The sequence below is a fragment of the Runella sp. genome (assembly GCF_965279615.1).
GTDB lineage: Bacteria > Bacteroidota > Bacteroidia > Cytophagales > Spirosomataceae > Runella.
In genome coordinates this window covers 2,327,022-2,339,601 of sequence record NZ_OZ257252.1, presented here as the reverse complement: position 1 = coordinate 2,339,601, position 12,580 = coordinate 2,327,022, and the positions used below count along the sequence as shown (strand labels likewise).

The following is a 12,580-nucleotide window of genomic DNA, read 5'->3' as shown; positions in this document are numbered from 1 at the left end:
ATGGCTAAAATGCGTGTTTTGATTACTGTTAAAACTTATCCTACTTTATCGGGCAAATATGATGAATTAGTATGTACAGCAGGGGTTACTGAAGAAGGAGATTGGGTTCGTATATATCCGATTCAATTTCGTAAGCTAGCATATGTAAATCAATACAAAAAGTATGATTGGATAGAAATTGATTTGGTTAAAAATACGAGTGACTTTCGTAGAGAAAGTTATAGGCCTGCGACACTAGAGACAGAACCTTTACGAATTGGAGAAGCTTCTAAAGACAATGATTGGGAAGAGCGAAAAATGACAGTTCTTAAAAATGTTTTTACTGATTTAGATGAATTAATCGCTGATGCGAAAAGTAAAGATAGAAGAACTTCGCTTGCTACTTTTAAGCCTACAAAAATTTTGGATTTCACATGGGAAGCTGTTGACAGAGAGTGGGATAAAGATAAGATTGCGGTGATGAACCAACTAAGCATTTTTGAACAAAGAGGTAGCGATTTTAAAATAGTAAGGAAATTGCCTTATAAGTTTAGCTATTTATTTGAAGATATTAATGGGCGAAAAAGTAAAATGATGATTGAAGATTGGGAAGTCGGGGCTCTTTTTTGGAGATATAATAATGAGAAGGAAGCTTGCGAAAAAGTAAGGCAAAAATATTTTGACGACTTTGCGAAAACAAAAGATTTATATTTTTTCTTGGGCACTACTCAAGCATTTCATCTTCAAGCTAAAAATCCATTTATGATTATTGGGACATTTCATCCAACTTTTCCAAAGCCCCCCAAAATTGATCCTCAATTGAGTTTATTTTAATTAACTCACTCTACATCTTTTACACACCGAAAGCCTACATGAAACAGGCTCGTTTCGGTAGTGGAAGAGGAACGTCCCGATACGCGGTAGCCGTGGCACCAGCCGGGTTCACAAAGGAAAGAGCCGCCGCGTTGGGCACGCTCGTTGGAAAGATCAGCGTCGCGGGTAGGGGTCCGGAAAAGGGCTTCATAATTGAACTTTGGATTGGATTGCCATTGCCATACGTTCCCGCTCATGTCGGTAAGGCCAAGCGGTGTTTTGCCAAACTGTCCAACCGGTGACGTATAGGGAAAGCCGTCTTCGTTATAATTCTTCACCGGAAATTTTCCCTGCCAGATATTGGCGTTGTATTTTCCTTTGGTTTGAATATCATTGCCCCACGGATAAATAGCACGGCTGTTGCGGGCATTGCGAGCGGCGTGCTCCCATTCGATCTCACACGGAAGGCGCTTTCCGGCCCATTTGGCATACGCATTGGCATCGTTCCAGGAGACTTGTGTGACAGGAAGGTCATCGGTCGCAGCGGGAAAATCAGGGCCCATTGGATGATGCCAATTGGCGCCGTCTTTCAGAATCCATTGTTGGTCGGTCGATTCGTCGATGATGCCGGCGTTTCCAAATTTTTCAGCTTCCGTTTGATAATTTGTGGCGGTAATAAACTTCCGAAATTCCGCTACCGTGACGGGGTGGATGTCCATCAAAAACGGTTTTACCTTGGCCCAGAAAGAAGGGCGTTCGTGTTCTTTGCCTTCGTCGGCACCTACCTGTACCGGTCCGCCCGGAATGTATATCATGTTTGGAGGAATGGCAGCCGGTTTTGTATTCACAACGGTGGTGTCTTTTGGCTTTTCCAAACCGATGTAACTAATAGTTGACGGAAATGCGAGTTTTTTCAGGAAGTCATTATTAAGTTCTGTTGCCTGAACCGTAGAGGAAGTATTTTGTTGATTATCAGACTGTTTTTGGCAAGACGATATTATAAAGACAATTGCTGTACTAAACAATAAAAGATGAAAAGCGCGTAACATATCAGAATGAAAATGTTGAACAATTAAACCTTAGGCGGTTTGATCCGTCAAAGGTAATGAAACAGAAAACAACCGCATTGACGGTATTTAAAAACCATGAAAAAAACACACATCATTCGCACCATTTTTGTAATGGCGCTGGCCATCGGAGCTCAAGTTTCATTTGCTCAACGTGAGCCGATGGATCCCGTAAAACGTGCGGAACGCGTTTCCGCAGATTTGAAGCAGGCACTGACGCTGGACGATGCCACCACCAAAAAAATCTATGATCTGGAATTGGCCCGTACACAGGAAGCCGTAAAAATCAGAGAGAAAAATGCAGGCGACCGCGATGCCATGCGTGAGAGCATGAAGGGAGTTAACGAAAAATTCCAGACGAGCATTAAAGGTATTTTGAGCGAAGATCAATTTAAGAAATACCAGGAATGGCAAGCCGCTGAACGCGAAAAACGCGGACCGCGCGGCGGGGGAAATCGCAGAAGAAAGTAAGTTTTAAAGTGAAATGAGAGTTATGAATGTGGAACGTCGGCGAGGCTTTAAGCCTCGCCGACGTTTTTTTATGCTACACTTTCCAAATGCATCAACCATTGTTTAGTCCCTTCCCGACACCATTGGCGAAAATTCTCACCTACGGGTTGATGTTGCGGTAAATAATTCATTAAGATCGACAGATCAAATTGTTTGGCAGCTACGCCTGCGCCAACGCGCTCAGTATCAGCGGCATTGCACGCCTGTTCGTAATGGATCGGTACCACCATGACCGGTTTGTCTAAGTACATCGCTTCGCAAACTGACTCAAAACCTGCCGTGGTGACCAAGGCTTTGCATCCGGACATCATTTCCAGAAACTTAGTGCCGTCCAAACGGTGAAGAGTGAGCGTATTGTCGATTTTTTCTTCAGAAGGAGCCTCCGGTTTACTCCAAAAACAATGCAAAGCCACTTCAGGATGTTGTTGGTGCCATTGGAGGATTTGGGCGTATAAAGCAGGATGATTGAGATAAACCAAAATATATTCTTTTTGCGAGGGAGCCAACGAATGGACATCGTGCCGCAACAGAGGAGATACTACGTATACCTGTTTGGCAGGTTGATCGGAAAGAGCATCAAAGGAAAGTGCCAATAACCGTTTAGCTCGCAAAGCGGTAAGCCGAGAATTGAAGTTGACCAGGAATCGGTCTATGCGACCCTTTTGCGGAAATTGAAATTCGGAATGAAAAAACAAATATTGGTGTCCAACACAAATCATTGGAATGGAGGGGCGGTATAACCAATTGTAGAAACCACCCAGAATCTCGTAAAAATTCAGGATCAAGTCGGGTTGATAGTGCTTAACGGCTTTGTTGATTTGCTGTAAGCTTTTGCCGAATCGCAGGATATTGGGCAGATGATGCGTAACGGTTTTTTTGAAATCCACTTTCCCTTCGGCATTGAAGACCAGATTGGGACTGGAAAAGGCCTCAGTTGGAGCGTGTATTTGGTCATAAAAGAAGGAAGGAATCGGTCGTTCGGCATTTCCTCCCACCAGTACTGCAACGAGTTGATAACCCGCTTCACGCAATGTCTGACTCATTGAAATGGCCTGGGTAAGGTGACCGCGCCCTTCCCCCTGCACTAAAAACAGCACTTTTTTCATCTACTTTGAGTAATAAATTAGCATACTCAAAGTACCGAAATACAAATTACCTCTTCATTACCAAATGATTATGGATTTGTTGTTTTTACCAACCTACATACCCTTCAGGGATTACGCCCTTTAGTCGCAAATAGCAGATGGCTTGCCCACGGTGGTGGATAAGATGATTTTCCATGGCGTAAAAAAACTGCCATGCCTGAATTTTGCCGCCTGCAAAATTTTCCTGTTTGGCAAGTTTTTCAGGTGGAACTTCTGCCGCTACTTTTTCCACCCAAGCGTAAAAGTTCTTGATTTCGTCTGCAACCTGAGCCTTGGTAATTTTGGTCCAATCTTTCTTATTTTCAAACGGATTGGGAATTTCCAATCTCCCGGCCAATTGCATGGAAGTAAAAACGATACAGTGCACGAATTGATTCCGAAAACTGAATGATTCAGGAGTGTATCTATAGTCCAAATGCTCTTCGGGCATTTGGTTGAATACCGTAAGCGTATATTCCTCTGAGCGCTTCCAAGCAACTGAAAATTCCTGTTTAAAACCCTGAAGTTCTTTTTTGCTGCGGGAAAAACCTAAAAAAGGCATTGAGACCAGTGTTCCCGTAAGGGTATGCAGGGCGGTTTTACGGCTGATTTTCATGGAGTGCTGATTTAGTTTGTTGGCGTCTCTACAACCTGCCCGGTTTTATAAATCTACTATAAAACCGGGCAAGGTTCAAAAATACTCCTGTTAGCATGAAAATCAAAATAACACTTTATAAATCAGTGACTAATTGTGATACGATCACTGACTTACCCTCACTACCTTTTTGAAGTTCGTAAGCCAATAACAGGCCGTTGGGCGTGGGAAAAAGCACCGGATAGGAGGCATTTTCATAATCGGCCGTTAAATAATTGGTAGTTTCCCGGCCTTTGTTATCAATGATTCTAAGGGCGATTTTGGTAAAAAACTCTCCTTTCTTTTCAATTGATTCATCCCAAACAATGGCTAAATTACCGTTCAGGTCGGCGATTTGAGGGTGTTTGGCCCGTACCGTCAATTGCGAAGAAAAGAGTTTCTCTTCCCCCAATTTTACTATTCTGACACCGGCTTCGTGAGTTTCTGATTTCCCACTGAACCACGTGACAAAGAAATCATTGCCTATTTGAGCCATGCCCGGCCCGGTATGCGGACAGGCGTTGACTTTCCAACGGTCATTGTAAACCAATTGGGGTTGGGTAAACGTTTTACCGCCATCCGTTGAAACCGCGTGACTCATATCGCGGGTGCCGTCGGCGAGTAAGTCGCGGTAAGTGAGGTGAATGTTTTTGTTATTGTCAATGAATAAAACGGTGCGACAGCATTGGCAGGCGTTGGAGTCAACAACGATCTCTTCTGAGAAGCCTCCATTGGGCAGTGTTTGTACGAATTTTACACTTCGGCCTTCGTAATTGCCCATTTTTTCGTCCAACCACACAAAACCTAACTGCCCGTTGGGCAAACGAATCATATCGCTGAAGGAATGGCCTTTGCCCGGTGACGTGTCTTTATGTACTGCTTTAGGCACCGACCACGTTTTACCGCTGTCGGTTGAAGATACATACATCAAATCTGCCGCGCGAGGCGCTTCTTTCGTCGGTCTTTTAATTTCAAACGTCGCCCAAATGCTGCCATCGCTTTTGAAGGCAATGCGTGGCATTCCTTCCGCATGAACGGTTAGGTCAGTAGGGGCGTTGATCTTGACTTTTTGGCCAAATGTGCGCCCGCCGTTTTCAGAAACGGCAAAATAAAAATAGCCTTTGTCGCCGTCTTTTTCTACCCAACTCAATACCGGATTTCCTCGATGATCAGTGGTAAAACGGGGTGTAGCACCCGTGAATTTTTCGTTGGAAACAGGCGTTGTTTTGTGGTTGAAAGTTGTTGAAACCCCAAAAAAACTTAAAACAAGAGCTAATGATATTTCGATAATGTATTTCATAGTGCTTTTATTTAGAATGCAAGGTTTTTACTAGATTTGTTAAAAATTAGTGAAATGACAGTTACGTATCAACTTACCGAGGACGAATTCGACTATCAGCTTTTTCGTCGCATCAAGTCTCAGTTTGCTCGCCGGAACAGTTCCTTCAAAATTAAAATTGAAATTGAAGAGACCGAAACCGACGAAACCGATGCCATTATGGCTAATCCCTATTTAGTTGAAAAAATAAAAAAGGGTATTGAGTCTATTGATAATGGCAATGTAATCTCTTTTACTTCTGAGCAATTTGATGAACTCGTCAAGAAACATTCTGTTCACCCCACAAGCCTTTGAGGACTTTATGAGTTGGATCAACGAGAATAAAAAAATCTTTCTCAAAATTTCGGAACTCATTGAAGAAACGCGCCGTCATCCTTTTGAAGGCAAAGGCAAACCCGAAGCACTCAAGCATGATTTTAAAGGATTCTGGTCTCGCAGGATTACAGATGGGCATCGCATGATATACAAGGTGACCAACGAAGCAATAGAGTTTTATTCGTTCAGAGATCATTACGGCGACAAATAGTTTCTCAAGGTCATTTTATTTCCCATTAAAATTATACTGAACTCCCATCGTAAACGTACGTGGTGCGGCGGGAGTAAACGTAGTGCGGTCGGTGACAGCGTTGCCTCGGGTAGCGTTGGTGGCATATAAGGCATCGGTTAAGTTCATGACGTTGGTAAAAAGCTCGATGCTTTTCCATTTATAACCTGCTCTGAAATTGATCAGGTTATATCCTTCGTAGCGGACGGTATTGGTCTGATTCTGAAACCAACCGGCCACGTGCTGCCATTCCAGCGACGTACGGAAGTTTTTAAACCAAACAGGATAATAGCTGATTTCGGAGTTCCACAACCGGCGCGGTGCTGAAGGCATATCTTTGCCATTGACATCTTTGAGCGCATCCGATGCCTTCTGACTCAGCGTAAATTCCACAAAACGGTGAATGGCAGTAGTGCCCCCAAAACGCAGAAATACTTGTTTATTAGGCTTGTAAGTAATGCCGAACTCAATGCCCCGATGGAGTGTTTTTCCGGCCGATTGATAATCGGTGGAATTGTCGGGCTGACGAATGTTCAATAGCTCGTTGGTTCCATTCATTTGGTAAGCGGCAATATCAATGTACACTTTATTGTTCAGCAACGAAGCCCATCCACCGATCTCGACATTGTCAAATTGGGCCGAAGCAAGGTTATAATAAAACAGATCGCCGTTGGGAAGCGGAGTCGAGCGTTTGCGAAAAATCGCCGTTAACCCCGGAGGCGAAAAACCTTTGGAGTAATTGGCATAGATGCCTTTCCCTTTCCCCAAATCGTAGGTTAAACCAATTTTTGGTGTTGTTTGACTATACGATTTGTTCCCCGAAGTATTGTCCAGATAATTTACAAAATCGAAGGACATATTGTCGTAACGCAACCCTGCCGAAATGCGCAATTTGGGCAAAGGCTCAAAGTCGTATTGCGCATAAAAGGCCGTGTTATGAATATCAGCTTCGTAATTAGCGATCTGAATATCCGGGCGCTCCTTGGCAATGGTGTATTTTTCAACCGATTTTTTGTCGGCGCGTAGTTGGGCAGTTAAATCGATCTGATAGGACCAATACGTGCTCGGCGAAAAATCAATCGTGGTTCCCGCGATCAGTTTTGAGTTCAGGAATTTGAATTTTTGCGTGTGTTGAGCAATAACTCCCAAACTCTTGAAGTCACTTGAGTTGATCTCACCTTTTGCCGTGCTTGCGCCCGAGGTCCATCGAATGCCGTACGAAGGATTCTGCCCGTGTTTGTTGTCGCGGCCAAAAACGGTGATAAACGATTGTGAACCGTTATTCCAATCTTTTTCAAACGTTAGGCGTGAGCGAAGCGAATACGATTTGCGATAGGTAAAGTCGGTAGTGCTCACGTATTGGCGACTGTAAAACGCGACGCTGTCTACGCTGCCGCTGGTTTGTGAGTCGTAATTGTTGTATGAAAGGGTATAGACCAACCGCGATTTTGGTGTAAAATGATACTCTAACCGCGCATTTACGGCGTTTTTGTCGTAATCGGAGCTTGTCATCCACGCATTGCGCTGACGGGCAACGAACCCGCCTACGTACACACCAAACTTGCCCTTCATTGCCCCCGCACCGTATTGCAGACGTTGATAGCCCCATTGGTCGGCCTGAATGCCGATTTTGGCCGTCGGAACCGACGTAGGGCGGTGCGTGATAAAATTGATGGCTCCTCCCACGGCTTCAGGCCCATAAATGGAAGAAACGGGACCCTTCACTACTTCAACCGAACTGATGGCAAACTGATTGAATTCTAAGATGGAATTGTGGTTGAAAACGCCCATCGGTCGAATGGGTACGCCGTCTTCCATGTAAAGAAAATAGGCATTGGTGGTCATCGGTTGCCGAATGGCCATCATGTGTTGTTCATTGTTTAGGTTAACCATCATAACGCCCGGTGTTTTATTGACAATTTCAAACAAGGCCGTTGCTTTGGCTTCGTCGATCTGCTTGGGTGTCAGTCTTGAAATGGCAATGGGAGATTCTGTGCGTAGAGAAGCTTCCCGATTGCCCGTTACTACGATTTGCTGCAGGTTTTCCACGGCGGGCTCCAACGAGATTGCCAGGGGTTGAGCGTCTGTAACGGTCAGTTCCTGAGCGGTATAACCAATCGTGGAGATTTTAATTTTAGCGTTTTGAGGAACTGATTTTAGCTGAAATTGACCATTTTGGTCAGTTACTGTACCATCAGCAGTGGTCAGAATCTGAATAGTAGCCCCTACGACGGGTTCTTTGGTGGTGGCGTCAAAAATTTTGCCTTTAATAAGGTGTTGCGCCGCCGCTTCGCGGGCAAAAATTCCCACAAGAAGCAGGAGTAATAGATGTATATTTTTCATTGTTGTTTCAGAAAGTTTTGTGTTTCTTCGATACTCTTGAGCATGTCGTCGCTTACCTGCTCAATGTTGATCTTTTCCTGCGTGAGTGCCTGAATCGCTTGGGACGGGAGTAATTTTTTGAGTGAATCACCACGATATCGGTGCATCCAATCCATCATAGCATGATCGGCCTTTTTGAGCTGAGACGAAAGAGTGATTGATTTTTCCAGCACATATTGCAGTGTGGAATCATTAGGGGTAATTTTCAGCAAACTGTCTGTTTGGGCAATTTGCCTTTGAATGGCGCTTTCCATTGCCACCAATTCGCCCATTTTGGGCATGACAGCATCATGAATCGTCATCACATCTTTTTCAAGGGCATTGATTTGGGATTGTTCCCTGCTTTGACAGGAAGCCGCCAATAATACCCCACCGAATAGTAATGGGTTGATTTTCATAGAGTATAATTGCCAATGTGTAAAAAAAGCGTTAAAGTCCCTTCGTGGTAGGTTGGGAATGGCTTTTTAGTACAAAAAATCAGGCAATCGGAGGCATGACAGGCTTAGACAAAAAGCCTTTCTGTACTGAAGAAGAAAAAACTGAAAAAAGGTCGGACTCGTGATAAGAAACGGTAGCCAGGATAAGATTAAACTGACTTTCTTCAAATACTTCCTGAATCACACGCTTAGCGGAATCACTTTGTTTTTGGGCTTCATCACGGGCGTGGCCTTCGGCTACTTTGTGTAGCTGTTTGGCTAAATAACATTTTCCGTCGCAATGAAGTTGGGTTTTGAAACGGTTTTCGCAGAGGTTATGAATAATGTATTCTTTGCGAAGTTCAAAATCCAAATAGATAAACGGCACCACCAGCGTTTTGAGGCTGATCAGTAACAGCAAAAAAAGGGATATGTGCCGTTTGTATGACATGTTTAGGTTTGTTCAATTACCGCAAAAGTAAAGGATTCTTGGTAAAAAGGCGGATTAAAATTGATTTAAGAACTCATACACATTTATTTTAACTATCACGCAAAGTAGCCAAGAGGCTAAGTAAGCTATTTATTCATCAAGCAATTATAACTTTGCGACTCTGCAGCTTTGCGTGAATAATAATATTTCAGCTGCCTGTCCGGCGTAGATTGTGCCTCATTCCTTTTGAGTGATAGGGAAATAATTAAATGTCTTTTTCTTTCGACGCCTCCACAACAAAAAGCCCGTAACAGAAAGCAATCCCGGTGTGAGTCCAATAATAATGTAGAGAATTTTGAGCAAAATTCCCCCGAAATTTCCCACATGCAATGGATAAAAAGTAGCCTTAATTCGACGCCAAAACGATAAATCCTCAAAGGTAGTTTGGCTCAGAAATCGGCCTGTTTGACCATCAAATTGAATAGAGTTTCCACCGGCAAATAAAGGATTTTGGCCTTTGAGGATGCCCCGAACGCTGAATGTTCGCTTCGGTTGCGTTGGAAAATAGACATACGTTGGAGTCAAATCGGGCATTTTTTGAAGTGCTTTGGCATATAGGCTGTCAAGTGAAACGTTTACCAATGTGTTGGGAGGTGTAGGAATCATTTCGTTTTCCCAGACTTTCTTTTCAAATGAAAACAGGTTCAGCCAAAAGCCGGTAAAAAGAATCACCACGTTGAAAATCAGCGCCCAAACCCCTATGATACGGTGCAGTGACGATGACAACGTACGTCGGTTTTTACGATTAAAAGGAACGTTGAATGTCACTACTTTCCAAATATACTTTCGATAAATGACAAGGCCTGTAAAGACTGAGATTAACATCGCAATTCCGAAAATAGCGACCAGAGCGGCTCCGGGAGTTCCCAGATGAAATGAAAAGTGAAACTGAAAAAGCCACTCCATCCAACCTACTTCCAGATCATCACTGCGGCCTTGTCGTAAGATTTTGCCTGTGTATTGGTCAATGTTTAAGGCTCCCAGATCATACGAAATCAGTCGACTATCGTTGAGATACAACCTGAAATGATAAGAATGGTCTTTGGGGGCAGAAGGATTGATCCACGCCAAACCATCCAGATTCGGGTAGTGCTTTACTGCGATTTTATAAAGACTGTCGAGCGTGAGAGGTGTTTCCTGTGGCTTGACGGTGAGCAGATCATGATACATTAAGTGATCCAGTTCTTCTTTGAAGATCAGCAGCGATCCACTTACTCCTAACATGAGCAGAAACACCCCGGTGACGAGGCCAAACCATGAGTGAATCGTGAATAGTTGCCGTGATAGATTCATTTCCAATAACTTTATGCAATCCGTTGCGTAAAAGCAAAATTAGCCTTTTTAAACGCTGTTTCGATAATTTTATCTCTTTGTCTAAACCGGATAAAAAAGCGACTGAAATTAGAAGACCCCGGAAAAGGAGAAATTGCAAAGATCGCAGAAAGGTTGTATTGCCCGGTCGAAGAATATCCCGGAAAACGGGTGAGGGAGAAAAATATAGATGAAATGAATCAGATGTGGATAAGAGACGAAATTCCTTAGGGGTATAAACACTTTATTGTTTCTGGAATTTCTTCGCTTTTTTGAGCATGGCTGCTACTGCCAATGCCTCTTCTTTTTCACTCACCAGCGACCATCCAAGTTTGAATGCGATGCCAATGAATACACCCAACATGATAAAAATAGAGAGAGAAATAGTTATATCAGAGTGGGTAGAAGGTTGTTGAATTGTTTGAAAAATGCCAAAAAGCAGGTATAGCTGTGTTAAAAACATTCCTCCCAACATTATTAGAATAGAAGTGGGCAGTTCCTGTACAATAGCTTTGACGATTCTGCCGGTTTTTGCTGAAAATGTTTCAAAGAAAACCAATTCCCCCTTTTCATTAACATAAGAGCCGGATAGTTCAGAAGAGGAAGATGAGTTAGAAGGTTTCATAGGTGATCAAATAAAAGAAAATAGACAAAATATATTTTCTACCTCTCTAACACTGCCTGATTTAGAGAATAGCCCGGCCTACAACTTCGGTAAAACGATTGACTTGATTTAATAAACTGATTAAATCGTAAAAGGCAGTTTTTGCAAATCTTTCAAATGTAGTAATAGGATCTATCCAAAATAATGACGAAAGTCATATTTGGATGTAATAACATATAAATAGTGACGATTGTTTGAGTTTTTGTTGATAACCTTTTGGTTTAGAGAAGGAAAGCATTAATGAGTGCAGAGCAAATAAAAAAAATAAGTTCTTGAGCAGGCCCAAGAACTTATTCAGAAGTGTGTTTTTTCAGGAAAAACTAAGTGCTCAGAATTTTTACCATTCGCAGCATATCTTCATTAATAGGCTTTGGCAGCCGGATCGTATCTCTGAAAGGAGTATATACTATTTCGTTGTGTATGATGCCGACCATTACGTTTTTGTGCTCATTCATAAGCCCTTCAACGGCACCCAATCCGAGGCGACTGGCCAAAATACGGTCATAAGCTGTGGGAACTCCTCCCCGTTGGATATGTCCGAGGGTTGTTACGCGGATATCAATGTCAATGTCAACGCGTGATTTGATTTTTTCGGCCACTTCAGCAGCGTTTCCTTCTTCGTCGCCTTCTGCTACCACAATGATAGAGGAGGACTTTGAACGATTCCAACCTTGCTTCAGCGTTTCGATCACTTCGGTGATAGGAGTCAGTACTTCAGGTACCATTACGATCTCGGCACCGCCCGCAATTCCTGATTGAATGGCAATGTAGCCGGAGTCGCGCCCCATTACTTCGATGAAGAAGACGCGGTCGTGGGAGTCGGCTGTATCACGAATTTTATCGATTGCTTCAAGGGCGGTATTAACGGCCGTATCGTAACCAATGGTATAGTCGGTGCCGTAAAGGTCATTGTCAATGGTGCCGGGGGCGCCTACGGTAGGAATGCCGTACTCATCGTAAAAAATGGTTGCTCCCGTAAACGTTCCGTTTCCACCGATAGCGACGAGTCCTTCAATACCAAACTTTTGGAGTTGTTCAAACGCTTTTTGGCGACCTTCTTTGGTCATAAATTCTTTGCTGCGTGCCGACTTAAGAATGGTGCCGCCACGCTGAATAATATTACTTACAGAATGAGAAGTCATCTGATAAATATCACCGGCAATCATGCCATTGTAACCGCGACGGATACCATATACTTCAATTCCATAGTACATGGAGGTGCGTACCACAGCGCGGATGCAAGCGTTCATACCGGGAGCGTCACCGCCGGAGGTAAAAACCGCAATTTTTTTGATCATAAGTTAGGT

14 protein-coding genes are annotated in these 12,580 nt (G+C 43.4%); 4 read left to right on the top strand and 10 right to left on the bottom strand.

The features are described from left to right. Complete coding sequence (locus ACQY73_RS10200; protein WP_428665081.1) at positions 1 to 813, top strand: hypothetical protein; 813 nt, start codon at positions 1 to 3, stop codon at positions 811 to 813. 5 nt (positions 814 to 818) lie between these two features. Here the strand turns inward: ACQY73_RS10200 and ACQY73_RS10195 are convergent, their stop codons facing one another. Next, entirely contained in the window at positions 819 to 1,841 is a 1,023-nt protein-coding gene (locus ACQY73_RS10195) for a formylglycine-generating enzyme family protein (protein ID WP_428665079.1), read from the bottom strand. Between the two features lie 96 nt (positions 1,842 to 1,937). On the opposite strand from ACQY73_RS10195, the gene ACQY73_RS10190 reads away from it, so the two are divergent. After that, on the top strand, positions 1,938 to 2,330 hold the full coding sequence (locus ACQY73_RS10190; protein WP_428665076.1) for a hypothetical protein: 393 nt from the start codon (positions 1,938 to 1,940) through the stop codon (positions 2,328 to 2,330). 68 nt (positions 2,331 to 2,398) lie between these two features. On the opposite strand, the gene ACQY73_RS10185 is transcribed toward ACQY73_RS10190, so the two are convergent. The 3 genes from ACQY73_RS10185 to ACQY73_RS10175 form a co-directional block, all read right to left on the bottom strand. Continuing rightward, positions 2,399 to 3,475 (bottom strand): glycosyltransferase family protein, encoded by a 1,077-nt coding sequence (locus ACQY73_RS10185; protein WP_428665073.1) that lies wholly within the window; start codon positions 3,473 to 3,475, stop codon positions 2,399 to 2,401. Positions 3,476 to 3,560: 85 nt separating this feature from the next. Next, positions 3,561 to 4,109, bottom strand: coding sequence for a DinB family protein (locus tag ACQY73_RS10180; protein ID WP_428665071.1), 549 nt, complete (start codon positions 4,107 to 4,109; stop codon positions 3,561 to 3,563). 115 nt (positions 4,110 to 4,224) lie between these two features. After that, entirely contained in the window at positions 4,225 to 5,427 is a 1,203-nt protein-coding gene (locus ACQY73_RS10175; RefSeq protein ID WP_428665068.1) for a sialidase family protein, read from the bottom strand. 54 nt (positions 5,428 to 5,481) lie between these two features. Between ACQY73_RS10175 and ACQY73_RS10170 the strand changes: the two genes are divergently transcribed. Continuing rightward, positions 5,482 to 5,760: a hypothetical protein gene (locus ACQY73_RS10170; RefSeq protein WP_428665065.1), complete on the top strand. Its 279-nt coding sequence runs from the start codon at positions 5,482 to 5,484 to the stop codon at positions 5,758 to 5,760. A gap of 7 nt (positions 5,761 to 5,767) precedes the next feature. Next, on the top strand, positions 5,768 to 5,992 hold the full coding sequence (locus tag ACQY73_RS10165; protein WP_428665063.1) for a Txe/YoeB family addiction module toxin: 225 nt from the start codon (positions 5,768 to 5,770) through the stop codon (positions 5,990 to 5,992). A 15-nt stretch (positions 5,993 to 6,007) separates the two neighbouring features. Here ACQY73_RS10165 and ACQY73_RS10160 read toward each other — a convergent pair whose 3' ends face one another. The 6 genes from ACQY73_RS10160 to pfkA form a co-directional block, all read right to left on the bottom strand. Then, entirely contained in the window at positions 6,008 to 8,353 is a 2,346-nt protein-coding gene (locus ACQY73_RS10160; protein WP_428665061.1) for a TonB-dependent receptor, read from the bottom strand. Continuing rightward, positions 8,350 to 8,790 carry a viral A-type inclusion protein gene (locus tag ACQY73_RS10155; RefSeq protein WP_428665059.1) on the bottom strand — a complete coding sequence of 147 codons (441 nt, stop codon included), beginning with the start codon at positions 8,788 to 8,790 and terminating at the stop codon, positions 8,350 to 8,352. Before ACQY73_RS10155 ends, ACQY73_RS10160 begins: the two co-directional genes overlap by 4 nt. Before the next feature lie 79 nt (positions 8,791 to 8,869). Further along, positions 8,870 to 9,259, bottom strand: a complete 390-nt coding sequence (locus ACQY73_RS10150) for a hypothetical protein (RefSeq protein WP_428665057.1) — start codon at positions 9,257 to 9,259, stop codon at positions 8,870 to 8,872. 216 nt (positions 9,260 to 9,475) lie between these two features. Then, positions 9,476 to 10,591: a PepSY-associated TM helix domain-containing protein gene (locus tag ACQY73_RS10145; RefSeq protein ID WP_428665055.1), complete on the bottom strand. Its 1,116-nt coding sequence runs from the start codon at positions 10,589 to 10,591 to the stop codon at positions 9,476 to 9,478. Between the two features lie 262 nt (positions 10,592 to 10,853). Continuing rightward, complete coding sequence (locus ACQY73_RS10140; RefSeq protein WP_428665052.1) at positions 10,854 to 11,234, bottom strand: hypothetical protein; 381 nt, start codon at positions 11,232 to 11,234, stop codon at positions 10,854 to 10,856. Between the two features lie 359 nt (positions 11,235 to 11,593). Further along, positions 11,594 to 12,568, bottom strand: a complete 975-nt coding sequence (gene pfkA, locus ACQY73_RS10135; RefSeq protein WP_428668445.1) for a 6-phosphofructokinase — start codon at positions 12,566 to 12,568, stop codon at positions 11,594 to 11,596. Positions 12,569 to 12,580 lie beyond the last annotated feature (12 nt).